The 24,046-nt window shown below is 56.5% G+C and carries 23 protein-coding genes; 15 read left to right on the top strand and 8 right to left on the bottom strand.

The window, feature by feature from the left end; all coding sequences use genetic code 11:
- The first annotated feature begins 21 nt into the window (after window positions 1-21).
- From JFT58_RS26480 to JFT58_RS26455, 6 genes are all read left to right on the top strand, one after another.
- Window positions 22-1,038: an MraY family glycosyltransferase gene (locus tag JFT58_RS26480; RefSeq protein WP_054898463.1), complete on the top strand. Its 1,017-nt coding sequence runs from the start codon at window positions 22-24 to the stop codon at window positions 1,036-1,038.
- Window positions 1,039-1,119: 81 nt separating this feature from the next.
- Window positions 1,120-3,108 carry a polysaccharide biosynthesis protein gene (locus tag JFT58_RS26475; RefSeq protein WP_054898464.1) on the top strand — a complete coding sequence of 663 codons (1,989 nt, stop codon included), beginning with the start codon at window positions 1,120-1,122 and terminating at the stop codon, window positions 3,106-3,108.
- 386 nt (window positions 3,109-3,494) lie between these two features.
- The gene (locus JFT58_RS26470; RefSeq protein WP_054898465.1) at window positions 3,495-4,673 is read left to right on the top strand and encodes an acyltransferase family protein; all 1,179 of its coding nucleotides are present in this window, start codon (window positions 3,495-3,497) and stop codon (window positions 4,671-4,673) included.
- A 265-nt stretch (window positions 4,674-4,938) separates the two neighbouring features.
- The gene (locus tag JFT58_RS26465) at window positions 4,939-5,271 is read left to right on the top strand and encodes a ComEA family DNA-binding protein (protein ID WP_054898466.1); all 333 of its coding nucleotides are present in this window, start codon (window positions 4,939-4,941) and stop codon (window positions 5,269-5,271) included.
- Window positions 5,272-5,411: 140 nt separating this feature from the next.
- The gene (locus tag JFT58_RS26460; RefSeq protein ID WP_054898467.1) at window positions 5,412-6,056 is read left to right on the top strand and encodes a GntR family transcriptional regulator; all 645 of its coding nucleotides are present in this window, start codon (window positions 5,412-5,414) and stop codon (window positions 6,054-6,056) included.
- Window positions 6,057-6,071: 15 nt separating this feature from the next.
- The gene (locus JFT58_RS26455; protein ID WP_054898468.1) at window positions 6,072-6,920 is read left to right on the top strand and encodes an urea carboxylase-associated family protein; all 849 of its coding nucleotides are present in this window, start codon (window positions 6,072-6,074) and stop codon (window positions 6,918-6,920) included.
- 57 nt (window positions 6,921-6,977) lie between these two features.
- Here the strand turns inward: JFT58_RS26455 and JFT58_RS26450 are convergent, their stop codons facing one another.
- Both JFT58_RS26450 and eat read right to left on the bottom strand, forming a co-directional pair.
- Window positions 6,978-7,145: a DUF2897 family protein gene (locus JFT58_RS26450; protein WP_003172675.1), complete on the bottom strand. Its 168-nt coding sequence runs from the start codon at window positions 7,143-7,145 to the stop codon at window positions 6,978-6,980.
- 110 nt (window positions 7,146-7,255) lie between these two features.
- Window positions 7,256-8,620, bottom strand: coding sequence for an ethanolamine permease (gene eat, locus JFT58_RS26445; protein ID WP_034126709.1), 1,365 nt, complete (start codon window positions 8,618-8,620; stop codon window positions 7,256-7,258).
- A gap of 412 nt (window positions 8,621-9,032) precedes the next feature.
- On the opposite strand from eat, the gene kdpF reads away from it, so the two are divergent.
- From kdpF to JFT58_RS26415, 6 genes are all read left to right on the top strand, one after another.
- Window positions 9,033-9,122, top strand: a complete 90-nt coding sequence (gene kdpF / locus JFT58_RS26440; RefSeq protein WP_003218754.1) for a K(+)-transporting ATPase subunit F — start codon at window positions 9,033-9,035, stop codon at window positions 9,120-9,122.
- A 9-nt stretch (window positions 9,123-9,131) separates the two neighbouring features.
- A complete protein-coding gene (gene kdpA, locus JFT58_RS26435) occupies window positions 9,132-10,826 on the top strand; it encodes a potassium-transporting ATPase subunit KdpA (protein ID WP_054898469.1) in 1,695 nt (564 codons plus the stop codon).
- A gap of 15 nt (window positions 10,827-10,841) precedes the next feature.
- Window positions 10,842-12,899 carry a potassium-transporting ATPase subunit KdpB gene (kdpB, locus tag JFT58_RS26430; RefSeq protein WP_169918940.1) on the top strand — a complete coding sequence of 686 codons (2,058 nt, stop codon included), beginning with the start codon at window positions 10,842-10,844 and terminating at the stop codon, window positions 12,897-12,899.
- A 109-nt stretch (window positions 12,900-13,008) separates the two neighbouring features.
- The gene (gene kdpC, locus JFT58_RS26425; protein WP_054898470.1) at window positions 13,009-13,554 is read left to right on the top strand and encodes a potassium-transporting ATPase subunit KdpC; all 546 of its coding nucleotides are present in this window, start codon (window positions 13,009-13,011) and stop codon (window positions 13,552-13,554) included.
- A gap of 127 nt (window positions 13,555-13,681) precedes the next feature.
- Window positions 13,682-16,324 (top strand): sensor histidine kinase, encoded by a 2,643-nt coding sequence (locus tag JFT58_RS26420; protein WP_054898471.1) that lies wholly within the window; start codon window positions 13,682-13,684, stop codon window positions 16,322-16,324.
- A 140-nt stretch (window positions 16,325-16,464) separates the two neighbouring features.
- On the top strand, window positions 16,465-17,154 hold the full coding sequence (locus JFT58_RS26415) for a response regulator (RefSeq protein ID WP_034126713.1): 690 nt from the start codon (window positions 16,465-16,467) through the stop codon (window positions 17,152-17,154).
- 115 nt (window positions 17,155-17,269) lie between these two features.
- Here the strand turns inward: JFT58_RS26415 and JFT58_RS26410 are convergent, their stop codons facing one another.
- Window positions 17,270-18,307, bottom strand: a complete 1,038-nt coding sequence (locus tag JFT58_RS26410) for a patatin-like phospholipase family protein (RefSeq protein WP_054898472.1) — start codon at window positions 18,305-18,307, stop codon at window positions 17,270-17,272.
- Between the two features lie 216 nt (window positions 18,308-18,523).
- Between JFT58_RS26410 and JFT58_RS26405 the strand changes: the two genes are divergently transcribed.
- From JFT58_RS26405 to JFT58_RS26395, 3 genes are all read left to right on the top strand, one after another.
- Window positions 18,524-18,802, top strand: a complete 279-nt coding sequence (locus tag JFT58_RS26405; protein WP_198834783.1) for a hypothetical protein — start codon at window positions 18,524-18,526, stop codon at window positions 18,800-18,802.
- 42 nt (window positions 18,803-18,844) lie between these two features.
- Window positions 18,845-19,606, top strand: a complete 762-nt coding sequence (locus JFT58_RS26400; RefSeq protein ID WP_032902640.1) for a CHAD domain-containing protein — start codon at window positions 18,845-18,847, stop codon at window positions 19,604-19,606.
- Window positions 19,607-19,695: 89 nt separating this feature from the next.
- Window positions 19,696-20,493, top strand: a complete 798-nt coding sequence (locus JFT58_RS26395; protein WP_034126715.1) for an acyl-CoA thioesterase — start codon at window positions 19,696-19,698, stop codon at window positions 20,491-20,493.
- 9 nt (window positions 20,494-20,502) lie between these two features.
- Here JFT58_RS26395 and JFT58_RS26390 read toward each other — a convergent pair whose 3' ends face one another.
- From JFT58_RS26390 to JFT58_RS26370, 5 genes are all read right to left on the bottom strand, one after another.
- Complete coding sequence (locus JFT58_RS26390) at window positions 20,503-20,865, bottom strand: Mpo1-like protein (protein ID WP_003189844.1); 363 nt, start codon at window positions 20,863-20,865, stop codon at window positions 20,503-20,505.
- Between the two features lie 122 nt (window positions 20,866-20,987).
- Window positions 20,988-21,413, bottom strand: coding sequence for an Imm50 family immunity protein (locus JFT58_RS26385; RefSeq protein ID WP_054898473.1), 426 nt, complete (start codon window positions 21,411-21,413; stop codon window positions 20,988-20,990).
- A 152-nt stretch (window positions 21,414-21,565) separates the two neighbouring features.
- Window positions 21,566-22,003, bottom strand: coding sequence for an Imm50 family immunity protein (locus JFT58_RS26380; protein ID WP_219857377.1), 438 nt, complete (start codon window positions 22,001-22,003; stop codon window positions 21,566-21,568).
- On the bottom strand, window positions 22,000-22,632 hold the full coding sequence (locus JFT58_RS30510) for a hypothetical protein (RefSeq protein ID WP_054898474.1): 633 nt from the start codon (window positions 22,630-22,632) through the stop codon (window positions 22,000-22,002). Before JFT58_RS30510 ends, JFT58_RS26380 begins: the two co-directional genes overlap by 4 nt.
- A partial coding sequence (locus tag JFT58_RS26370; RefSeq protein WP_178111269.1) for an RHS repeat-associated core domain-containing protein occupies window positions 22,632-24,046 on the bottom strand: 1,415 nt, incomplete at its 5' end. The genes JFT58_RS30510 and JFT58_RS26370, both read right to left, overlap by 1 nt.

Here is a 24,046-nt window from a genome sequence, read left to right as displayed (position 1 = left end):
ATTGCAGGTAGGGATTGGCACATGACGTTCTGGATAGCGATTGTTTCAATAGGAAGTTCTATTTTTTTTACAGGATTATTACGTCGTTATGCCCTCCAGCGCAATGTATTAGATATTCCTAACAGCAGAAGTTCACACTCGGTACCGACCCCGCGCGGCGGCGGGCTCGCAATTGTGGTGGGGTTTCTGATATCCCTTGGTTTAATGCGTTCTTTTGATTTGATTGATAACGCTTTTTTTCTCGCATCATTCCTGGCGGGTTTAACGGTAGCCGCTTTGGGATTTTTAGATGACCATGGGCACATACCTGCTCGCTGGCGCTTGTTAGGACATTTCCTCGCAGCGGTATGGGCGTTATATTGGATTGGCGGGTTACCGTCGGTTACGATTTTTGGATTACAAGTCAACCTAGGCTGGGTTGGCGCTGCGTTAGCTGTTTTATATGCTGTGTGGATGTTGAATCTTTACAACTTCATGGACGGTATAGACGGCTTGGCGAGTGCTGAAGCTATCTGCGCGTGCTCTTCTGCTGCTCTAATCTATTGGTTGTTGGGGTATGAGGAGTTGTTATGGCCACCTATCTTTTTAGCGTTGGCGACGGCAGGCTTTTTTTATTGGAACTTTCCAAAGGCGCGAATTTTCATGGGCGACGCGGGGAGTGGCTTTCTGGGTATTACGCTGGCCATCATTTCGCTTAAAGCTGTTTCTTTTTCCTCTACGCTCCTATGGGTCTGGCTGATCCTGCTAGGCGTATTTATCGTTGACGCCACATTCACATTGCTGCGTAGGCTAGTACGTGGTGAAAAAGTATATGAGGCACATCGCAGCCACGCTTATCAATACGCCTCGCGTACCTTTAATGCCCACATCCCCGTCACGCTATGTGTGATTTTGATAAACTTAGTCTGGCTCGCACCGATAGCGTGGCTCGTCGCATTTGACAGAGTTGATGGTGCTGTTGGTATGTTGATCGCCTATGTCCCGCTCGTTACCCTAGCTCTGAAGTTCAAGGCCGGAGTCAAAGAGGTAAGTTGTTAGAGTTAGGAGTGGCGAGAGCGTAATAGTGATGGGCTTATATTTGGATTTTGGATTGTTAGAACTGCGAGAGGTTTGGAAAATATGAACTCACTGAGAGCGCGCTTATTAAGCCTCCCGCGCAGGTATAAACGTATTTTACAAGTGGTTACTGATGTTTTCCTAGTCTGGTTTGCGCTTTGGTTGGCTTTTGTCGTGCGAATAGGTCTCGATGAAATGATCAATCCGTTTGTGCTGCACACCTGGCTGTTTTTGACAGCGCCAATCGTGACTATACCGCTGTTTATACATTTTGGTATGTACCGTGCAGTTTTACGTTATTTTGGAAATGATGCGTTAATCGCTATAGTCAAGGCCGTGAGCCTTTCTTCGCTAATTATTGGTGTGGTTGTTTATTGGTACAGTAATCACCAAAATGTCGTTCCGCGTTCTATCATCTTTAACTATTGGTGGCTAAGTCTCATCATGATAGGAGGATTGAGATTAGCGCTGCGTCAATTCTTCTTGGGAGACTGGTTTACCGCTGCTCAACATGTGCCTTTCACTAACCGTGACGATGGTTTGCCACGCGTGGCTATCTACGGTGCCGGGTCTGCGGGAAATCAGCTAGTCGCCGCATTACGCATGGGCCGCTTGATGAGGCCTGTAGCGTTTATTGACGATGACTCAACTATTTCAGATCGGGTGATCTCGGGTCTTCAAGTTTATAAGCCCAAACATATCCAACGAATGATCGATGCCACAGGAGCTCAAGAAATTCTATTAGCGATACCTTCATCGACGCGTGGACGTCGTCGGGAAATTCTTGGATTTCTAGAAGGTTTTCCTTTACACGTGCGTAGTGTTCCCGGCTTCATGGACCTGGCCAGTGGGCGGGTCAAAGTGGATGATATCCAAGAGGTGGATATTGCCGATCTATTAGGGCGCGATCCTGTACCGGCACAAGAAGATCTGCTGGAACATTGCATACGGGGCCAAGTGGTGCTGGTTACCGGCGCAGGGGGATCAATTGGATCTGAGCTGTGTCGCCAGATCCTCGAGTTGCAACCAACGACCCTGATTCTCTTTGAGCATAGTGAATACAATTTATATAGCATTATGTCTGAGCTGGAGGCACGAGTATTAAGGGATTCGTTAGGGGTGAAACTGCTTCCGATCCTGGGTTCTATACGTCATCAGGATAAATTAGTTGATGTAATGAAAACCTGGCACGTAAATACAGTCTATCATGCAGCTGCTTATAAACATGTGCCGATGGTAGAGCATAATATTTCGGAAGGTTTTCTGAATAATGTTATTGGCACGTTAAATACTGCTCAAGCAGCTATTGTTTCACAGGTTGCTAATTTTGTACTTATTTCGACTGATAAGGCGGTACGCCCTACCAATGTGATGGGAAGCACCAAGCGGCTTGCGGAGATGACGCTGCAGGCGCTCAGTCGTGAATTGGAACCTGCGCTTTTCAATGATGCAGTTCCTACTCTAAATCACACTCGCTTCACAATGGTTCGTTTTGGAAATGTTTTGGGATCTTCTGGTTCCGTAATTCCGCTATTTCACAAGCAAATTAAATCAGGTGGTCCGTTAACAGTTACTCACCCGAAAATCACTCGATACTTCATGACCATCCCTGAGGCGGCTCAACTTGTTATTCAGGCAGGCTCAATGGGCCAGGGAGGCGATGTTTTTGTATTGGATATGGGGGAGCCGGTTAAAATCACAGAATTGGCGGAGAAAATGATTCACCTGTCAGGCCTGAGTGTTCGTTCAGAAAAAAAGCCGCTCGGCGATATCGCTATTGAGTTTACAGGGCTTCGGCCTGGGGAAAAACTCTACGAAGAATTACTCATCGGCGATAATGTCGATGCCACGCAACACCCAATGATCATGAGCGCTAACGAAGATTATTTGTCTTGGGGCATATTGAGGCCGAGATTGACGGAGTTGTTGTGCGCTATTGAAAATCATGATTACAGTAAAGTGCGTCAATTGTTGCGCGAAACGGTGAGCGGCTATACTCCCGATGGCGAAATTGTTGACTGGTCTTATCAGCAGAGAAGGTTGGAACTGTGATTTAGATGTTAGTCGGAGATAACAGTACGGCTGTGCTGTTATCTCTGCGTTATAGATATTCGTGCTTTTATATGACTAAATAAATGTATGGCGTATTTGCATTAACCAACGTCTGTTAAATGGCCGACTCGTTGACACGTCACCGTCGGCCACAACGTGCGTCTACTGAAAACGGCAGAAACTGGGCCTATTCAACGAGTCTTAGTGCTCTACATTTTCTTCCCATGCATGACGCTTACAGAATACAATCTCTCGGGGTAACGCATCGTGATATTCCCATGCGCGCTACCTCGTGATAAGCGAACGGAGAGCCCGCGCGCCTGAACATCCATGGAGCTTCTCCGACGTAGCCCGAACAGGAAGATATTGCATGAGTAACTTTATAAATGAAAACTGAATATTCGCTTGAAGTCATCACGCTCACGCTGTCAATAATACTATTGTTTGTTGCTTTTTCTTCGATATTTAGCTCGAAAATCGAAAGTGCAGAAGTTAAGCATGAGTACAAGTTTATTAATGGCCTGCGTGGTCTAGCGGCTATATTTGTTTTTGTTAATCATGCCCCGTTTGTGCTAATAAATCTGGGTGTAAAAAATACTGTTTTTTCTGCGTGGGGACAAATTTACCCAAACCTCGGATCTTTTGGTGTGCAGATTTTTTTCTGCATAACGGGTTTTCTTTTTTTTGACAAGGTGATCAAGAGTAAAGATATTGATTGGGGCGATTTTTTTGTATCCAGAATCAGAAGGGTGGCTCCGCTTTACTATCTGACATCACTCTTAGTGTTTATTATTGCGGCTTCGTTTTCAGGGTTTGAATTTCTGAATAAAGAGTCCATTACCACTATCGCAGGGTTAGTAACGTTTAATTTTATAGACAATCCAATGAAAATTGGAGGCGTATCTCTTGTTCCTCTGAGTTCCGTAACATGGACGTTGGTTCATGAGTGGCGTTTTTATGCAGTGCTACCCATGGTGGCAATTTTTTACCGATCTCCCTATCGGTCCGTTATCATGACGGTGGCCATACTGATTGCTGCCATTGACCTGGGGACTTCTGCCGTGGTGTGCTGGGCATACTTTCTGTCAGGCATGGGTGCAGCAGTTATTCATAAAAAAAGTATTACAAATAAAGCTATAAAATTCACATTCATGATAGTTGCTATATCTATTTTTATTTGGATGTGCGGACTGGTTGAAGTTCCTGGCTACGGAGCGTTGAGATTTGCTCTGGCCACAATATTTTTCATAAGTATTACTATTTCCAATCCGCGTTTTTTGCATTATCAGTTCCTGAACAGGCTCAGTGATATTAGCTACAGTGTTTATTTGCTCCACTTGCCAGTGTTGTTTTTGTCCTTCAAGCTATTATCTGTATTCCTCGATCTTGCTGCTCTTGATAAAGTAACTTTTTGGGCTGTGAATTTCATGACCATTCCGATCATCGTTGCGTTGTCGACCTTTACTTTTGTTCATGTAGAAAAAAGATTCATGCGCAAAAAGCGGGAGGAGCAAACCAACGCCCCGCCGGTTGCCTACTCCGAACAGACAAAAGCCGCGATATGAAGTGTGCGGCGCTCCAGCGTCGTGCTTCTTTGTTCCGCTCGACGTCCATCGGTAATGCTGGGTCTGCAGGGCTCTCTGCTGACCTTGATGTTATCGATGGCCATTTGGAAAGTTGCTAGATATTCGTAACCGCACGCGACTTCAATCAGCTCTCTAATACTTTGTAATACCCCCAATTTTGACACCCTCCACCCATCGCCTAAGTTAGAAAAGCAGCTTCGGAAAAGCTGCTTTTTTCTCTTACCGATATCATGGAGCGTCACCAATGCAAAACCTGTACATCTCATCCCTCATCTTCGCCTTCCTCACCAGCCTCTCCGTCGCCACCACCGCCGCGCCGTCCATCAAGCCGGAACCCCCAGCCCCTATCTCCACCCAGATGACCAAGACCGAGCAATCCACCAAGGTCAACCTCAACGCCGCCGACGCCGAGACCCTGCGTCGCGATCTATTCGGCATTGGTGCTTCCAAGGCGAAGGCAATCATCGCCTATCGCGAAAGCAACGGCCCGTTCACCGCGGTGGATGAGTTACTGGAAGTAAAAGGCATCGGCAAGGCACTGCTGGAGAAGAATCGCGACAGGTTGGTTATTGATTGAAGATGTAATAAAAACGCAGAAGGCCAGTCATTGACCGGCCTTTTCTTTATCGGACCTAGCGCCTGGTAATTCGCAGGCAGCATTGGCACGAAACGTGGTTACCTCTTACTTAGTGATTGTTCAACAATCTTGAGGTAACGATGACTCTCACTTTGTCTTTAGCCGATCAGATCGCCCTGGAGCTTCGCGCCGACATTATCGGTGGACGGCTATTGCCAGGCATGCCGCTGGTCGAGGTTGATCTGGTCAAGGCCTACAACTCATCACGCAATACGATTCGAGAGGCGCTGCATCGTCTGGGCCAGGAGGGCCTTACTCGCTATATCCGCAATAAGGGCGTGATGGTTCGGCGCCTGGAGCGGGCAGAAGTAAGTGACCTCTTCGTCGTCCGCCGCACCCTGGAGTTGCAGGCGATTGCCCACAGCCGGCCGCTGACGGACGTTCAATCGACACGTATGCAAAGCGCCATTGACGCCACCCACTTGGCCCGGGAGCGCGAAGATTGGCGAGCCGTGGCCACCCACAGTCTTATGTTCCACCAACAGATCGTCGCCTTGAAGGGCAGCCCATTGTTCGACGGTTTTTTCGCCCAGGTGATTGCCCAGTTGCGCCTGGTGTTCTGCGCCGCGCCTGACGAGCAGCGTTTCCAGTCGCCCTGGCTGGAGCGTGACCATGAGATATACACACTGCTAACCCGCAACCAAACCCAGGCCGCCAGCGAGGCGATGAGCCTGTACCTGGACGATTCAGAACACCTTTCCCTCGCCCTGTTTGATCACCCTTGATAGAGGACATGCCCCATGTACAAAGACTACCCGGCCGCGTACCAGGTCAGCAAAGGTTCGGCGTTGCAGGTGGATACGGCGTTCTATGAGCGTATTCGTGATCAGAAAAGCCAGCGCACGTTGATCGAACAGTTCGAGGTGCCGATCCGCACGGGGAGGGCGTGGAAGGTGCCGGCCGGGCATGTGTTTCGTGTGACCACGCCGGTGGGGCCGCAGGTGGGGGACTTTAATGTCTGGAACGCCAACGATCCGCGCGAACGTTTGTGGGCTGCGCGCACTCGTCAGCTGCAAGGCGCTCATGTCAGCACCCATGATCGGTTGTGGTCGAACCTGCCCTTTTTAAGGCCCTTGGTCACGATCACCGATGACAGCCTGGCCAGCTACGGCATTGATGAGCACGGTGGGCGTTTGCATGATTTGTTGGGCACGCGGTGCGACCCCTATGTGAACCGTATGTTGACCGGTGAGGACTTTCATCACCATTGCCACTCGAACCTGACCCGTGCGGTATTGCCCCACGGACTGACGGAGTTCGATGTGCATGACGTGTTGAATATTTTCCAGTGCACCGGGCTCAATCACGATGACATGTACTTTATGAAGGCCTGTCCGGCGCAGAAGGGCGATTACCTGGAGTTCTTTGCCGAGATTGATTTGCTGTGTGCGTTGTCGACGTGCCCTGGCGGGGATTTGTCGCTGCCCATGTGGGGGCCGGAGGCGCAGGACCCGTTGACGGTGTGTCGTCCGTTAGGGGTTGAGATCTATAGGCTGGAGGATGAGTTGCTCAGTGGCTGGAGCCAGCCGGAGCGTGCCGCCTATAAGGGGCAACATGGGTTGCATATTGCCAAGGCGAAGTGGGAGTAGGGGGCTGCTTCGCAGCCCAGCGGGAGCAAGCTCCCTCGCCACGGGGTTACACGCGATTTATCTGTCTTGCGCATCCTTGGCATCCGCCTGCGCATTGCGCTCGGCCACGCGTTTGCGTTGTTCGTCGGTGAGTTCGACTTTGTTGGCGCTGTCGCGCAGCATCATCAGCCCTCCGACGATCGACCCGATCGCGACTACCATAATCAACCACGCATACCACGGCATAAGGCTCTCCTTGAGGCAGATGTCCGTGGGAAAGTTTCCCACGGTAATGACTGCTTTGAGTCACGGGCTTTCTGAGTAGTTCAGTGTAGGCCCGTTCTGCCTCATAGGCGCTATTGTCCGGTCAACATCGCATCTGCCGGCGCATCGACACGGTCTTGTGCGGTCAGCTGGAAGTAGATGAAGCCCACCGCCATGAAGCCCAGGAAGATCAGCCCGATCAAGGCATTGAACCAGGCCATTGCCACCAGGCATACCACCGCCAGCACCAGCGCAATACCCGGCACGATGGGGTAGCCCGGCGCGCGGAAGGTGCGTTCCAGCAACGGCTCGGTCTTACGCAGTTTGAACAGGCTGAGCATGCTCATGATGTACATGACGATGGCACCGAACACCGCCATGGTAATCATCGCGGCGGTCAGGGTCATGCCGCCCAGGTTGATCAGGCCGTCGCTGTAGATGGCGGCGATACCCACCACGCCGCCGGCGAGGATGGCCCGGTGCGGTGTCTGGAAACGTGAGAGTTTGGCCAGGAAAGACGGCAGGTAACCGGCACGGGCCAGGGCGAAGAACTGGCGCGAGTAGCCGAGGATGATGCCGTGGAAGCTTGCCACCAGGCCGAACAGGCCAATCCATACCAGCATGTGCAACCAGCCGGAGCTGTCACCCACCACGGTTTTCATCGCTTGGGGCAGTGGGTCGTTGATGTTCGAGAGGGTGCGCCAGTCACCCACACCACCGGCGAAGAACATCACGCCCATGGCCAGGATCACCAGGGTGAGGATGCCGCTGATGTAGGCTTTTGGAATGGTGCGCTTGGGGTCCTTGGCTTCTTCGGCGGCCATGGCCGCGCCTTCGATGGCGAGGAAGAACCAGATGGCGAAGGGGATGGCGGCAAACATCCCGGCAATTGCCGGGGCGCCGAAGGTGTCGGAACCGGCCCAGCCGTTGAGGGCGAAGTGGCTGAAGCTGAACGCCGGTGCGACCACCCCCATGAACACCAGCAGTTCGGCGACGGCGAGCACGCAGACGACCAACTCAAAGGTGGCGGCGAGTTTCACCCCGAGGATATTCAGGCCCATGAACACGATATAAGCGCCGACGGCGGCGTGCTTGGGGTCGAGTGCCGGGAACTGCACGTTCAGGTACGCACCAATGGCCAGGGCAATCGCGGGCGGGGCGAAGACGAACTCGATCAAGGTGGCCAAGCCGGCAATCAAGCCGCCTTTCTCACCGAAGGCGCGACGGCTGTAGGCAAAGGGGCCTCCTGCGTGGGGAATCGCAGTGGTCAGTTCGGTGAAGCTGAAGATGAAGCAGGTGTACATCGCGGCGACCATCAACGAGGTCACCAGAAAGCCCAAGGTACCGGCGACGCCCCAGCCGTAGCTCCAGCCGAAATACTCGCCGGAGATCACCAGCCCCACGGCAATGCCCCATAGATGCAAGGTACCCAATGTGGGTTTGAGTTGTGTGTTCATTGTGCTGCGCTCCTTGAACTGTTTGGAATGATTCAAGGTGTTGCAGTGGCTATGCCAAGCCTCAGAACTATGTCGTAAAGCAATGCCTATGTCGCCGAAGGGACGGTTTGGCGTTTGAATGCGGCATGAGTTGCACCACATAAGTGCGGTGGTGCCTTGGCGGGCGCTTTCGCGGGCAAGCCCGCTCCCACACTTGACCGAGTTTTAACTGAAAGAACGCAGTCGAATGTGGGAGCCGGGCTTGCCCGCGAAGAGGCCCCCCCAGCCACGGCAAACCCCGCTGTAAACCCCGCTAAACCCACTCTTTACGCCATCTTTACGCCCCACCCGGCCCCTCGCTCTCGTTCCTTTACACCGCTCCTGCGGACAATGCCCCCACACGCGGCAATCGCCGCAAGACGGGGAAATTTCCATGAGCGTTCTGGACGGAGTGTCACTGCTATTGGCCGTGGCGCTGTTCATTTATCTGCTGGTTGCGCTGTTACGCGCGGATCGGAACTAGGAGCGGGCTATGCACAGTTATGACTATTGGCTGATCATCGCCTTCTTTGCCGTGGTACTGGTGCCGGCACCCTTTTTGGGGCGGTTCTACTACAAGGTGATGGAAGGCCAGCGCACTTGCCTCACCCCGGTACTGGGGCCTGTCGAGAAAGCCTGTTATCGCCTCTCGGGCGTGGATGCGCAGCAGGAGCAGAGCTGGCAGAAATACATGCTGGCCTTGCTCGCATTCAACCTGGCGGGCTTCTTGTTGTTGTTCTCGATCCTGTTATTCCAGGGCTCCCTGCCACTGAACCCGCAAAAACTGCCGGGCCAGGAATGGACCCTGGCGTTCAACACCGCCGTCAGTTTCATGACCAATACCAACTGGCAGAACTACAGCGGCGAAGCGTCCCTAAGTTATCTAAGTCAGATGGCCGGCCTCACGGTGCAGAACTTCGTCAGTGCGGCGACCGGTCTCGCCGTCCTGGTCGCCTTGTGCCGTGGGATCGGGCGCAAATCTGCCCAGACCCTGGGCAACTTCTGGGTCGACATGACCCGCGCCACCCTCTACGGCCTGCTGCCGTTGTGCCTGGTGCTCGCGCTGTTTCTGGTGTGGCAGGGCGTACCGCAAACCTTCGCCCACTATGTTGATGCGGTCACGCTGCAAGGCGTGGATCAGGTGATTCCCCTGGGGCCGGCCGCGAGCCAGATTGCGATCAAGCAACTGGGCACCAACGGCGGTGGCTTCTTCGGCGTGAACTCGGCGCATCCGTTTGAAGACCCGACAGCCTGGGCCAACCTGTTTGAAGTGGCCTCGATCATCCTGATCCCGGTAGCGTTGGTGTTTACCTTCGGCCATTACGTCAAAGACCTGCGTCAGAGCCGGGCGATCCTCGCGTGCATGCTGGCGTTGTTCCTGATCGGCGGCGCGACGTCGCTGTGGTCCGAGTACCAGCCCAATCCAACCCTGAACAACCCGGCGGTGGAGCAAACCGCACCGTTGGAAGGCAAGGAAACACGCTTCGGCACCACCGGTACCGTGCTGTGGTCGGTGACCACCACTGCGGCGTCCAACGGTTCGGTCAATGGCATGCAGGACAGCCTCAGCCCCCTGAGTGGGATGGTCGCGCTGGTGAACATGATGGTCGGCGAAGTGATCTTCGGCGGCGTGGGTGCCGGTATGTACGGCATGTTGCTCAACGTGTTGATCGCGGTGTTCCTCGCCGGCTTGATGATCGGCCGCACCCCCGAATACCTGGGCAAGAAACTCCAGGCCAAGGAAGTGCAATTGCTGGTGGTGACTCTGCTGGTTATGCCGGTCGGCGTATTGGTCTTGAGTGCCATCGCCGCCAGCCTGCCCGGCCCGGCAGGTGCCATCAGCAACCCTGGCCCCCATGGCTTCAGCCAGTTGCTCTACGCCTATACCTCGGCCAGTGCCAACAACGGTTCGGCGTTTGCCGGCCTCGGCGCCAATACCCCATTCCATAACCTGATGCTCGGCCTGGGCATGTTGATCGGCCGCTTTGGCTACATCCTCCCGGTACTGGCCCTGGCCGGCAGCCTGGCGATGAAGAAGACCGCACCGATTGGCCAGAACAGCTTCCCCACCCATGGCGCGCTGTTCGTGACCTTGTTGACCGTGACCATTTTGCTGGTGGGCGGCCTGACTTTCCTGCCGACGCTGGCGTTGGGCCCCATCGCTGAACACTTGAGCATGGGCTTCTAGTTAAGGGATATGAAAATGAATATGCCTGCAAAAAACGCGGCCCCGGTCAAACCCCTGGAGCCTGCCAAAACCGCCATCTCGGCCCTGTGGCGCCCGGCGCTGGTCCAGGCGTTCGTCAAGCTGGACCCACGCCAACTGCAACGCTCGCCAGTGATGCTGGTGGTGGAGCTGACCGCCATCCTCACCACCGTGTTGTGCTTTGTGCCCGACACCACCGTGCCCACTTTTGTAGCGGTGCAAATCGCCGTGTGGCTGTGGTTCACCGTGCTGTTCGCCAACTTCGCCGAAGCCCTGGCCGAAGGCCGCGGAAAGGCCCGCGCCGACAGCCTCAAGGCTGGCAGCGAAGGCTTGAGCGCCCGACGCCAGGAAGCCGATGGCAGCTTCAAGGTGGTGCCGGCCACCAGCCTGCGCAAAGGCGATGTAGTTCGTGTTGCCGCCGGGGAAATGATCCCCGGTGACGGCGAGGTCGTCGAAGGTATTGCGGCAGTCAACGAAGCAGCGATCACCGGCGAATCCGCCCCGGTGATCCGCGAGTCTGGCGGCGACCGTTCGGCCGTCACCGGCAACACGCGGCTGGTGTCGGACTGGCTGCTCATCCGCATCACCGCCAACCCGGGCGAGTCCACCCTGGACCGCATGATCGCGCTGGTGGAAGGCGCCAAACGCCAGAAAACCCCCAACGAAGTCGCGCTGGATATCCTGCTGATCGGCCTGACCCTGATCTTTCTGCTGGTGGTCGTGACCCTGCAGCCGTTCGCCCACTTTGCCAATGGCAGCTTGCCGCTGGTGTTCCTGGTCGCACTGCTGGTGACGCTGATTCCCACCACCATTGGCGGCCTGTTGTCGGCCATCGGGATTGCCGGCATGGACCGCCTGGTACGCCTCAACGTGATTGCCAAGTCCGGCCGCGCCGTGGAAGCGGCGGGGGACGTGCATGTGTTACTGCTGGACAAGACCGGCACCATCACCTTCGGCAACCGTCGTTGCTCGGCCGTGGTCGCTGCACCTGGTGTCAGTGGCCGCGAATTGGCCGAAGGCGCGTTGCTGGCGTCCCTGGCCGATGACACGGCGGAAGGCAAGTCCATCGTTGAATACCTGCGCGCCTTGCACCCCCAGGCCGAGCCGAGCCTGGATGCGTTGACCGCCGTGCCCTTCAGCGCCGAGACCCGTTTGTCCGGTGTCGACTATCAGGGCCGTGTGTTCCGTAAAGGCGCGGTGGACTCGCTGCTGGCGTTTATCGGCCAGCAACGTAGCGACCTGCTGCCTGCGTTGTCGCGGGAAATCGACAAGATCGCCCAAAGCGGCGGCACGCCCTTGCTGGTGTGCGCCGATGGCAAGTTACTGGGGGCGATCCATCTCAAAGACGTGGTCAAGCCAGGTATTCGTGAGCGTTTTGCCGAGTTGCGCAAGTTGGGGATTCGCACCGTGATGGTCACTGGCGACAACCCGCTGACCGCCGCCGCGATTGCCGCTGAAGCGGGTGTGGACGATGTGCTGGCCGAAGCCACGCCAGAGAAGAAACTCGCGCGTATTCGCCATGAGCAGAACGATGGTCGCCTGGTTGCGATGTGCGGCGACGGCGCCAACGACGCCCCGGCGCTGGCCCAGGCTGACGTCGGCATGGCGATGAACGACGGCACCCAGGCTGCGCGCGAAGCCGCCAACATGGTCGACCTCGACAGCGACCCGACCAAGCTGCTGGACGTGGTGCAGATCGGCAAGGAGTTGCTGGTGACTCGCGGCGCGCTGACGACCTTTTCCATCGCCAACGACGTGGCCAAGTACTTCGCGATCCTGCCGGCGCTGTTCGCCTCGATCTACCCGCAACTGGGCGTGCTCAACATCATGCACTTGCAGAGCCCGCAGAGCGCGATCCTATCGGCCATCGTGTTCAACGCGCTGATTATCGTGGTGCTGATCCCTTTGGCCCTGCGCGGCGTGCGCGTGCAGGCCGCGAGTGCGGCGGCGTTGTTGCGGCGCAATCTGCTGATCTACGGGCTGGGCGGACTGTTGGTGCCGTTCGTGGGGATCAAGGCCATCGACATGTTACTGACCGCGCTGCACCTGGTTTGACCTGGCCGCTGATCGTTCCCACGCTCCGCTGATCGTTCCCACGCTCCGCGTGGGAATGCCACCCCGGACGCTCCGCGTCCCACCGCACCACTGAATTGAGGAGTCTGAAATGTCCAACATCATCCGCCCAGCCCTGAGCTTGCTGGTACTCATGACCCTGATCACCGGCGTGGCCTACCCGCTGGTAGTCACTGGCGTGGCCCAAGTGGCCTTCCCCGATCAAGCCAATGGCAGCCTGGTGCGCGACGCCAGCGGCAAGGTGCGTGGCTCCATCCTGATCGCCCAGGACTTTACTGGTGACCGCTGGTTTCACCCACGCCCGTCAGCCGGTGCTTTTGCCACAGTGTCCAGCAGTGCCAGTAACCTGGGCCCGAGCAATCCGGCCTTGGCCACTCGCATAGTCGAAGAGGCCAGCAAGCAGTCAGTACCGGGCCAGGGCCCGGTGCCATTGGCCTCGCTGACAACCTCCGGCAGCGGCCTTGATCCACACTTGCCACCGCAGGCGATTGCCTATCAACTGGCGCGAGTGGCGGCGGCGCGAAATATGCCGGTGTCGACCTTGCAGCGGTTGCTGGATGAGCACATCGAAAGCCCTCTGGTAGGCCCGCCTGTAGTAAACGTACTGGCCTTGAACATGGCTTTGGAAGCGTTGTAAGCCAGGCGATCGCCATCGCGGGCAAGCCCGGCTCCCACATTTGGAATGCATTCCACTGTGGGAGCCGGGCTTGCCCGCGATGGCGGCCTTGAAGACTCTCTATCAATACCTGAAGGAACCCCCGAGCATGAGCGACGCCGGCCGCGCCGATGCCCTGTTAGCCGATCTGCCCCGGGACGGCCGTGGCCGGCTCAAAGTCTTCCTTGGCGCCGCGCCCGGTGTGGGCAAGACCTACGCCATGCTCCAGGCGGCCCATACCCAACTGCGCCAGGGCGTGCGCCTGATCGCTGGGGTGGTTGAAACCCACGGCCGCGCCGAGACCGAAGCCTTGCTCAGCGGCCTGCCGCAACAACCGCTGTTGCGTAGCGAATACCGTGGCGTGATGCTCGAAGAAATGGACCTCGACGGCCTGCTCGCCGCCAAGCCCAAGCTGGTGCTGGTGGACGAACTGGCCCACAGCAACGCTCCCGGCAGTCGTCATGAAAAACGCTGGCAAGACATCCAGGAACTGCTCGCCGCCGGCATCAACGTGTTCACTACGGTCAACGTCCAGCACCTGGAAAGCCTCAACGACCAAGTGCGTGGTATCACCGGCGTGCAAGTGCGCGAAACCCTGCCGGACTGGGTGCTGCAAGAGGCCGACGAACTGCTGCTGATCGACCTTCCGTCTCGCGAGCTGCTCGAGCGCCTGCGTGACGGCAAGGTGTATGTGCCCGAACAGGCGCGTGCGGCCATCGATGCGTTTTTCACCCAGACCAACCTCATGGCCCTGCGCGAACTGGCCATGCAAACCGCCGCCGCCCACGTCGACGATGACCTGGCCCAGGGTTACCGCCAACTCGGCCAGGCCGCGCCGGCAGTGCGTGGGCGCCTGTTGGTCGGTGTGGATGGCGATGCCCAAGCCGAACGCCTGGTGCGCCATGCCAGCCGCGTGGCTCAGCGTCGGCATTTGCCCTGGAGCCTGGTGCACATCGACAACGGCCGTGCGCGGGATGAGCAATCGCGCCTGCGCCTGCAAAACGCCCAGCAACTGGCAGAGCGGCTGGGCGGGGAAGTGGTGTTGCTGCGCGCCGGGGAAGTGGCCAAGACCCTGATCCAGCACGCCGCCGAACGCCGTGCCAGTTTAGTTCTGGTGGGGCAGTCACGGATGCGCTGGCGGCGGCGCCTGTTCGGTGGCGGCTTGGCGGCACGCCTGTTGCGCAATGCCCGCGGCTTGGAAATCAACGTCCTCGACAGCGATGACATGCCTGCACCGCCACGTCTGCCGGAGGTACGCGGGTTGGTGTGGTTCGATTACGCCCTGGCGGTGGTGGCCACCTTTGTCGCTGCCGCAGTGGCATGGGCCGTGTCCAGTGCGTTGGCGCTGCCGAACATCTCGCTGGTGTTTCTTGCCGCCGTGCTGCTGGTGGCGGTGCGCAGCAGCCTGGGGCCGTCCCTGGTGTGTGCCGCACTGTCGTTTTTGACTTACGATTTTCTGTTTATCCCGCCGAATTTTTCCTTTGCCATCCAGCGTGAAGAAGACGTGCTGACCCTGTTGTTTTTTCTGTTAATGGCGGCGTTGACCGGCAACCTCGCCGCACGCCAGCGCCGTCAGTTGCAGGCGTTGCGCGATACCCAGGAAGAAACCAGCGAACTGCTCGACCTGTCGCGCAAGCTCACCGCTGCCACCGACCGCCAAGCTGTCATCAGTGCCGCCGCCCACCATCTGCAAGGTTGGAACGAGCTCGACCTGTGCCTGGTCAATCGCGATGGACAGGGCGGCTGGAAGGTCGAGACCGGTTGCCCGTTGACCCTCACCGAAGCTGAACGCGCCGCCGCCGACTGGGCCTGGCAGCATGATCAGCCGGCCGGCATGGGCACCGGCACCTTGCCGTTTGGGCGTTGGTGGTGGTGGCCGCTGTCGGGTGAAGAGGGGCCCTTGGGGTTGCTGGGTGTCAGTGCCAAGCCTGGCCTGGAATTGAGCGGGCAACGTCGACGCTTGCTCACCGCGTTGAGCCAACCGCTGGCCCAGGCACTGGCGCGGGCACAATTGGGGCAGGAGTTGGAATCGGCGCGCCTGCACGGCGAAACCGAACAACTGCGCAGCGCTTTGCTCGCTTCGGTGTCCCACGACTTGCGCACGCCATTGACCTCCATGCGCGGCAGCATCGACAGCCTGCTGGCCCTGGGTGAAGCCATCCCCCTGGAGGATCGCCGCGAATTGCTCGAAGGCACTCGCGACGAGGCCGAGCGCCTCGACCGTTATATCCAGAATCTGCTGGACATGACACGCCTGGGCCACGGTGCGCTGAAACTGGCACGCGATTGGGTGTCGCCCGGCGATATTGTCGGCAGTGCCCTTGGGCGATTGCGCGCCGTGCTGGCGCCGTTGCAGATGAGCACCGATGTGCCGCCGGAACTGCCCTTGTTGTATGTGCATGCGGCGCTGATTGAGCAGGCCCTGGTCAATGTGTTGGAAAACGCCGCACGGTTTTCGCCGCCCCAGGGCCGCTTGCAGTTGCGCGCGGGCGTGCAGGATGAGCAGTTGTTTTTTGCCGTAGCGGATGAAGGGCCAGGCATTCCCGAGGAGGAGCGTGCGAAGATCTTCGACATGTTCTACACCGCTGCCCGCGGTGATCGAGGCGGGCAGGGCACCGGCCTCGGCTTGGCGATCTGCCAGGGCATGGTCGGTGCGCACGGTGGGCATATCAGCGTAGCCGATGGCATTGACGGGCGGGGCACCTGCATCACCTTGTTTTTACCGCTGCCCACACAACCTGCCCTGGAGTAAACCTTGTAGGAGCGAGCTTGCTCGCGAAGGTCGTTAACGATAATGATGGCTTCCTGAATGCACGCGTTGCCTAGAGGTTTTTCGCGAGCAAGCTCGCTCCTACAGAGGGTGATTTTTTTAATGGGTTTTAATGAGACACCATGAGCCAGACCGCGACGATTCTTGTCATTGATGACGAACCGCAGATCCGCAAATTCCTGCGCATCAGCCTGGCTTCCCAAGGCTATAAGGTAATCGAAGCCGGCACCGGCAACGAAGGCCTGGCGCAGGCGGCCTTGAGCAAACCGGATCTGCTGGTACTCGACCTGGGCCTGCCCGACATGGACGGCCAACAGGTGCTGCGCGAGTTTCGCGAGTGGTCGAGCGTGCCGGTGCTGGTGCTGTCGGTGCGGGCCAGCGAAGGTCAGAAGGTCGAGGCCCTCGACGGTGGCGCCAATGACTACGTGACCAAACCGTTCGGCATCCAGGAGTTTCTTGCCCGGGTGCGTGCGCTGTTGCGCCAGGCACCGGCCGGAGAGGCTCAGGAAGCCGCCTTGAGTTTTGGCCCGCTGACGGTCGACCTGGCCTATCGCCGCGTTTTGCTGGACGGTGCCGAAGTGGCGCTGACCCGCAAGGAATACGCAGTGCTGGCGCAGTTGGCACGCCACCCGGGGCGGGTGATTACCCAACAGCAGCTGCTCAAGGACATCTGGGGGCCAACCCATACCGAGGACAGCCACTACCTGCGTATCGTGGTGGGGCACTTGCGCCAGAAGCTGGCGGATGACCCGACCCAGCCACGGTTTATCGTGACTGAGGCGGGGGTGGGGTATCGGTTGCTAAGTGCCTGAGCGTTTGGTGCCTGTGCTGGCGCCATCGCAGGCAAGCCAGCTCCCACAGCTGAAATGCATTTCCCTGTGGGAGCCGGGCTTGCCCGCGATGAGGCCATCCGCAACACTTACACGCTCAACTCTGCTCACTCTCATACCGATCCAACGTATCACTGGCAATCTCCCGCCCCAAAGCGATCAGTTCCGGCGCTTTATAGAACTCGAAAAAGCGGCACACCCGCTTTGGCACGTTGATCAGCACATCGGGCGGATACCCAGCGATCTTGTACTGTGCCAATGAGGTTTGCATCACCTCGAAACTCTGGTTGATCAGATCCAGCAACGAGGCAGGCCCGACGTTGTCGATGATGAACGAGCCGGTGGCCGACTTCGGTGCACCGGCTTTCTCGGGCGCCGCGGCAGGTTGCTGGGCTTCGGGTTCGGCAGACTCCAGCCACGGGTTGATTTCGGCGGCCTGGGCCTGCAAGGCTTCTTGTTCCAGCTTCATCAACTGCTCGGCCTGCTTGCGGCGAAATGGCAGGTGGGAGCCCAGTGACTTGGCCAGGCTGTTGAAGCGGCTCTTGAACGCCGGCGGGCGCGGAATTACCGGCAATTGGTAGTGTTTCTGGTTGGTGGCATTGAGGTTGACCGCAATGATCAAGTCGCAATGGCTCGATACCACCGGAACGATGGGCAGCGGGTTGAGCAGGCCGCCGTCCACCAGCATGCGGTTGCCCTGCATCACCGGTGTGAACAGGCTGGGGATGGCCGCGGAGGCGCGCATGGCCTGGTGCAGGCAGCCTTCCTGGAACCAGATCTCCTGTTGGTTGGTGAGGTCGGTGGCGACGGCGGTGTAGGGGATGCGCAGCTCCTCGATATTGATATCGCCGACAATCTTGCGGATTTGCCCGAACACCTTCTCACCGCGGATCGCTCCCAGGCGAAAGCTCACATCTACCAGGCGCAATACGTCGAGGTAGTCCAGGCTTTCGATCCAGTTGCGGTACTCGTCGAGCTTGCCGGCGGCGTAGATCCCACCCACCACGGCGCCCATGGAACAGCCGGCGATACAGGCGATGTCATAGCCGCGTCGTTCGATTTCTTCGATCACCCCGATATGGGCGTAGCCCCTGGCCCCACCGGAGCCCAGCACTAAGGCAACACGTTTCTTCATGGCCAGATCCTTCGCAAAACAGGGGCCCACAATGCACCCATCAAGGGGCCTGCTTCAATCCTTGCTGACAGCGCGCAATATTTTTCCAGGCTGGCGATCAGCCTCGGGTATGCTCTGGCAATAGGTACTACTGATTTCAGGCTAAGGACAAGGCACTTTTCCCTGTAGGCAACGTCTACAGGCTACGACTGAATTTGTATATTTGAGGTGTCATCAATGAAAGCCTGGATCTGTGTGCCTGTGATCGTGTTGGCCTTGGCTGGCTGTGCCGGGAAAACCGCGTATCGCGACAGCTGTGGCTCGCAATTGGACGCCGCCTGGAAAGAGCTGGACCTGGCCAAGGCCGAAGGTTTTGCTGGCACTGTCAGCTACTCCAAGGCTTTGTCGCTGTTGACTAGCGCCAAGACTCAGCAGCAGTTTGAAGCGTTCGAGGGTTGCTCCAACAAGGCCGAAAAGGCGCGGTTCTACATTCGTGAGTCTCGCGCCGGGCGATGACCCTGCGGCGGATAGGATTTTTCATCGGAAAGTGAGGGCAGGATGTCAGCGTTGGTCAATCAGTTAGTCGCTCAGGTCATTGGCCTGGAAGTAGGGTTACTGAGCTGCCAGGCTCGCCTCGCCGCCGTCACTGACGATGAAGCCTTGCATGATTTGCGCACCACGGTACGCCGCCTGCGCAGCCTGTTGCGCCCTTTGCGCGGGCTGCCCGGTGTCGAACAGCTTGAATTGGCCGCCAGCACGGTTGGCCAACTGACTACGCCGCTACGCGACCGAGAGGTGCTGGCGGCGTATTTGCATCAGCACGGTTATCACGACGCGGCTGATCGACGCCTGCGTCTGCAGCCCGAGGCTTATCGCCAGGTGGCGCAAAGCCCGGAGCTGGCGCACTTGCTGCTGATTCTGGATGCGTTCCCACGGTTTATCCGCGCGTCCCAGCATCAGAAACTGCTCAAGGGCTTGCGCCCGCGCATCCAGAAACGCCTGGCCAAGCAATGGCAGGCACTCGATGGCGCCTTGAAGGACCCCGATCATGACCGCCACCGGCTACGGTTGCTGATCAAACGTGTGCGCTATGCCGCCGAGGCGTATCCCGAGCTGGACAAATTACCCACCAACGCCCTGTCGCACTTGAAGAAGGCCCAGAGTGCGCTGGGTAACTGGCATGACTGTTGGCAGTGGCTGGCCCAGGCCGGCCATGAGCCAGACCTGCAACCCTGCGTAGCAGTGTGGCAGCGCACCATGCTCAAGGCGCAAGGCAAGGCCGACCGTGTGCTGGACACGCTCAGCGCCGAGTGTTTTTAAACCGGTCCGGTTTTTGGCCGGAATGGGCGCTGTGCCTGTGCAATTCGATGGTTAAGATTCCTCCACGATTTTCTTGATGTGAGGTCGCCATGCGCTTTAGTGATTTGCTCGACGCTGCCCGTAGCAATCCGCTGGATGTCACCATCCCTGCCGAATGGGCCCAGGGCCGGGCCACCTTTGGCGGGCTGGTCGCTGCCTTGCAGTACGAGGCGCTGCGCGCCCAGGTGCCGGCGGACCGACCGCTGCGCTCGCTGGCCATCACCTTTGTCGGCCCGGTAGCGCCGGATGTAACTGCCAGCTATCAAGTCGAAGTGCTGCGCGAAGGCAAGGCGGTCAGCCAGTTGCTGGGGCGCGTGGTGCAGAACGGTGAAGTGGCGACCCTGGTCCAGGCCAGTTTTGGCGCCTCTCGCCCCTCCGAAATTGACGTGGCAAGTGAGCCGCCACCGGTATTCAAACATTGGGATGAGTGCCAGGAACTGCCCTATATCAAGGGTGTTACCCCCGAATTCATGCGGCATCTGGCGATGCGCTGGAGTGTCGGTGGCCTGCCGTTTACCGGCAATAAATCCCGCGACATGGGCGGCTGGGTACGGTTGCGGGGGGATGTGAAAGAGGAGCCACTGACCGAGGCGCATATCCTCGCCCTGGTCGACGCCTGGCCACCGGCGTTGCTGCCACACCTGAAAAAGCCCGCGCCGGGCAGCACCCTGACCTGGACCATCGAGTTCATCCAGCCGTTGCAAGACCTGACTACGCTCGACTGGTGCCAGTACCACGTCAACATCGAACACGCCCGCGACGGCTATGGCCACGCTGCCGCTGCCTTGTGGAGCCCGACCGGCGAGTTGATCGCCCTCAGCCGCCAGACCGTGGTGGTGTTCGCCTGAACCCGCCGGTCAGTGGTGGTGCCGCTGCCGCCAGGCGCGCCACCAGCCACCGCTGAGCACAAAGCGCGGGAAGGTCACGAACTGCTCAACCACCAGGCGCTGCACCGCATCTTTGCGATCGCTGAACGGCTCACTGGCCTGGGCTTCCAGGCTATGGCCGTGACGCTGCAACGCCAGGCCCGCGACAATGCCAATGACACCGACCGCGAAGCTGGCCAGGCTAAGGCTGAACACGCCTGACACGATCAGCAGAAAACCGACGATAAACAGCGGCACGGCAATCAGGTGCAACGCCAGGTTGGTTGGGTGCTGATGGTTCTGTGGGTACTGACGCCATTGCCAGGCGGGAAGATTGGGGTGACGTTTGCCCATGGTGGTGAATCCTCTGTCCGTTGAAACAACATGGATGGAGTGTAGATTGGGCTGGAGGGCAGGGCGAATTGGCCTTTGCTATGGCTCCCATAGTTGCAGTTTCGTAAATAAGCTCATGGGTTTTATAAGGAGTCGTCTGACCAGTTGTGATCTTCTGGTTCAGGGCAGTTCATATAGACCGAGGGGCCGGATAGGGATAGCCATTTAGCCTTGAATTCAACAGAAGCATTTTTCGATTTCGCTGTGAAAAAGAAATGCTCGTTCTCTTTTAGTATTTCTATGTTAAAAACTTCTCTGAGAGGAAGGTTTGTTATTTTTAGTTTGGTAATGTTGGAGCAGGTCAATCCAATTCTGCATGTGTTATATCCTTTGTCTTTCCATTTTTCCGGCAGTCGGTCAGGAAAATTTGGTATGTCAAAGCCGATGCCAAAATCATCCTGATCATTTTCTATACTTAACGAATGGATGTAGGCTTTTCCGATTTCAATAGACTGGCTGAACACTTTGTTGAAAAAGATAGAACCATCAAGGTCATTCCAATTTTCCATGTTTTATCCTTGAATACATAATGATCTTTTGTTTTTGGTGCCTTGCCGAAGGAAGAGGGCAGATTTACTCAAGCTGTATTTTCTTTCTCGAGGTGGTCTGTTGGTATGCCACGCATGGATGTGTCTCCGCGAGTCGTAATCATATTTTTGTATTATTTGAAGTAGTAGTCGTCCGGTCCGTTGATGTAAACAGTGGGGTCGGTAATTGAAATTGATTTTGTACTGAATTTGATGGACGCGCCGTCGCTGGTGGCTTCGAATGTGAAATAGTCATTTTTTCTATTGATTTGTACGGTAAACACCTCATGTATAGGGAGATTTAAGATTTTTAGGTCTTTAATATCATTGCAAGTGATACCAGTTCTGCACATGTTGTACTCTGCGCTTTTCCATTTTTCAGGTAAGTTGTCTGGGAAGTCGGGTATGTCGAAATCCATGGAAATAGTAAGGTGGTAATTTTTTATTGTAAAAGAAAATAGCGCTATTTTTCCAATTTTGACGGGGTGGCTGAAGATTTTGCTAAGGAATATACTTCCATCGAACTCGTCCCAGTAATTTATGTTTGATTCCTGAATGAATGTGGTTGTCATATGCGTTCAACGCTGTAACCGCTTGCAATGATTGCAAGAACAGTCTCACCACTGCCAGACTTGAAGCAGTAAGTTGTAATTGCCTCATTTGGATCAATACACACGTTCTCCTGCGAAAGAGTAGAGGTCTTTTTCTCATGCATATCGCATACTTTACTACCCGCTGAGCTTAATCTATGAAAGGAGATTAATTTGTGGAAGGTAATTAAGAAAGTTTGTTCTTGCTGGTCCGTAAAGACCATTAATAGCTCATCTTGTTTAGCGGTTAGTTGATCGATGACTCCATCCGAAAAAGAGAATTTTCCTGTGTTGGAATGAGTTTTTTCTGTTGATGCTGGTTTCCAGGATTTCAAGCCTAGTAAATGTCTTTCCATATCATCCATATCATCGTCGCCGATAGAATCGTCAAAATTATGAGAGATTATCGTGCGAACCCTTGCAAGACGCTTGGTGACCTCGCAGTTGTCGATGAAGTCAGTAGTTGTTCTTCTATATTCTTCCACTGCGCCAGGTTTGTCAGCATAAAAGCTGCCAATTTTGTGAAGAGATATCAATATGAATTCAATTTCTTTCAAGGCTTCAAGCGCTTCCTCGCCTACAAGTATTATTTCTTTGTTTTTCTCTAGCATTACTTTCTTCTCGTGAATGTAGGGTTGTTTATTTCTAAATTCCCCCTTACGGTTAGCTCCATGACGTTATACCTAGGGTTTTTCACCCATTCTAATCTTGATTCAGGTACATCCATCTCAATGTAGTCTCGACCCTTGCCTTTTGCAATTTGGTATTTATCTTGGGCATCGACAGGACTAAGTACCTTGTTTTTCGCAGGCTCGAGATACACTCTATTGTTATCTTGAGCCAATATCACGCCATCATTTTCAATTCCTTTCGATCCTTTCCTATTTGTGTAGTGCCTAACCCGAACCGTTTTCTCTGGCGTTGATGCTGGTGCGGGCAGCGTTGGCTCGCCATTGTTAGCTTTCGCGTGTTTTGTCGAATCATCGGCACTATGAGTTGGTTTGCAGCCATCCCCATCAGGACACGAGTTCAACCCCAGCGGGTCTATCCAGCCTGTCGGATTTGGCGCGTATCGGTATGCGTTGACCCCACCCGCCAACTTCACCGGGTCCGGTGTCAGGTAACGACCAATATCCGGATTGTAGTAGCGATGGCGGTTGTAGTGCAGCCCGCTTTCCGCATCGAAATACTGGCCTTGAAACCGCAGCGGATTGTCGACCTTGCCCACGTCGAGCCGGGCGATCTGGCCGTAGGCGCGGTAGTGGGCGGACCAGATGATTTCGCCTTCGGGGTTGGTCAGTTCCTGCGGGGTGCCGAGGTGGTCGAGTTGGTAGTGGTAGGGCGTGGTTTCTTTTGGGCCGAAACCTTCCAACAGGGCCAATGGGCGGAAGCTGTCGGGTTCGTAGAGATAGCTGCGATGGCGCTCTGCATGGTGTTCGGCAATCAGCTTGTCGCCTTGCCAGAAAAACTCGGTGGTTTTGTCGTCCACGGTTTTGCTGATGCGGCGTCCAAACGGGTCATAGCGATAGCTGGCGGTTTCGCCGTTGGGCGTTGTAACCCCGACCAACCGATGCTGGCAGTCGTAGCGGTACTCAGTGACGAGTTGCTGGCCCTTGCCGCGTCGTTCGCGGATGAGGTTGCCGAAGGCGTCGTAGTCATAGTGCCGGTCGCCCTGGATCATCAGGCGGTTGGCCGTGACGATGTCCGGGCCGGGGCGGTCTTGCATCAGCAGGTTGCCGGCCGGGTTGTGGGCGAAGCGCTCCTGTACGTCCTGGGAGTGATCGGCGCGGGTCAGGCGGTTTAGCGGGTCGTAGCGGTAAAGGTGTTCGCCTTTGCGGGTGTCGAGCAGGCGGGTAAGGTTGCCGGTTTTGTCGTAGTCGTATTGGCGTTGGTAGAAATAGTTTTGCTGCTGCGTAACGGCGTGGGCGTGCAGACGATTCTGGTCGTCGTAGTGGTAGTGGCTGAGCAGTTGGCCTTGCTGGCGCTGATGCTCGCGGCCGCTCTTGAACAGATGTGAGGTGAGCA

Origin of the sequence: Pseudomonas sp. MF6767 (assembly GCF_016405475.1) — a bacterium.
Classification (GTDB): Bacteria; Pseudomonadota; Gammaproteobacteria; order Pseudomonadales; family Pseudomonadaceae; genus Aquipseudomonas; species Aquipseudomonas paracarnis.
Note: the sequence above shows the minus strand (reverse complement) of the source record. Positions and strands in the feature narration are given on the sequence as shown.

Bases quoted from the DNA above. Each gene is read 5' to 3' on its own strand.
- kdpF (WP_003218754.1), top strand. From the start codon at position 9,033: ATGAGCGTTCTGGACGGAGTGTCACTGCTATTGGCCGTGGCGCTGTTC.
- JFT58_RS26415 (WP_034126713.1), top strand. From the start codon at position 16,465: ATGAGCCAGACCGCGACGATTCTTGTCATTGATGACGAACCGCAGATC.
- JFT58_RS26455 (WP_054898468.1), top strand. From the start codon at position 6,072: ATGTACAAAGACTACCCGGCCGCGTACCAGGTCAGCAAAGGTTCGGCG.
- JFT58_RS30510 (WP_054898474.1), bottom strand. From the start codon at position 22,632: ATGCTAGAGAAAAACAAAGAAATAATACTTGTAGGCGAGGAAGCGCTT.
- kdpC (WP_054898470.1), top strand. From the start codon at position 13,009: ATGTCCAACATCATCCGCCCAGCCCTGAGCTTGCTGGTACTCATGACC.
- kdpA (WP_054898469.1), top strand. From the start codon at position 9,132: ATGCACAGTTATGACTATTGGCTGATCATCGCCTTCTTTGCCGTGGTA.
- JFT58_RS26470 (WP_054898465.1), top strand. From the start codon at position 3,495: ATGAAAACTGAATATTCGCTTGAAGTCATCACGCTCACGCTGTCAATA.
- JFT58_RS26475 (WP_054898464.1), top strand. From the start codon at position 1,120: ATGAACTCACTGAGAGCGCGCTTATTAAGCCTCCCGCGCAGGTATAAA.
- JFT58_RS26385 (WP_054898473.1), bottom strand. From the start codon at position 21,413: ATGGAAAATTGGAATGACCTTGATGGTTCTATCTTTTTCAACAAAGTG.
- JFT58_RS26380 (WP_219857377.1), bottom strand. From the start codon at position 22,003: ATGACAACCACATTCATTCAGGAATCAAACATAAATTACTGGGACGAG.
- JFT58_RS26480 (WP_054898463.1), top strand. From the start codon at position 22: ATGACGTTCTGGATAGCGATTGTTTCAATAGGAAGTTCTATTTTTTTT.
- JFT58_RS26395 (WP_034126715.1), top strand. From the start codon at position 19,696: ATGCGCTTTAGTGATTTGCTCGACGCTGCCCGTAGCAATCCGCTGGAT.
- kdpB (WP_169918940.1), top strand. From the start codon at position 10,842: ATGAATATGCCTGCAAAAAACGCGGCCCCGGTCAAACCCCTGGAGCCT.
- JFT58_RS26465 (WP_054898466.1), top strand. From the start codon at position 4,939: ATGCAAAACCTGTACATCTCATCCCTCATCTTCGCCTTCCTCACCAGC.
- JFT58_RS26410 (WP_054898472.1), bottom strand. From the start codon at position 18,307: ATGAAGAAACGTGTTGCCTTAGTGCTGGGCTCCGGTGGGGCCAGGGGC.
- JFT58_RS26405 (WP_198834783.1), top strand. From the start codon at position 18,524: ATGAAAGCCTGGATCTGTGTGCCTGTGATCGTGTTGGCCTTGGCTGGC.
- JFT58_RS26400 (WP_032902640.1), top strand. From the start codon at position 18,845: ATGTCAGCGTTGGTCAATCAGTTAGTCGCTCAGGTCATTGGCCTGGAA.
- eat (WP_034126709.1), bottom strand. From the start codon at position 8,620: ATGAACACACAACTCAAACCCACATTGGGTACCTTGCATCTATGGGGC.
- JFT58_RS26460 (WP_054898467.1), top strand. From the start codon at position 5,412: ATGACTCTCACTTTGTCTTTAGCCGATCAGATCGCCCTGGAGCTTCGC.
- JFT58_RS26390 (WP_003189844.1), bottom strand. From the start codon at position 20,865: ATGGGCAAACGTCACCCCAATCTTCCCGCCTGGCAATGGCGTCAGTAC.
- JFT58_RS26420 (WP_054898471.1), top strand. From the start codon at position 13,682: ATGAGCGACGCCGGCCGCGCCGATGCCCTGTTAGCCGATCTGCCCCGG.
- JFT58_RS26450 (WP_003172675.1), bottom strand. From the start codon at position 7,145: ATGCCGTGGTATGCGTGGTTGATTATGGTAGTCGCGATCGGGTCGATC.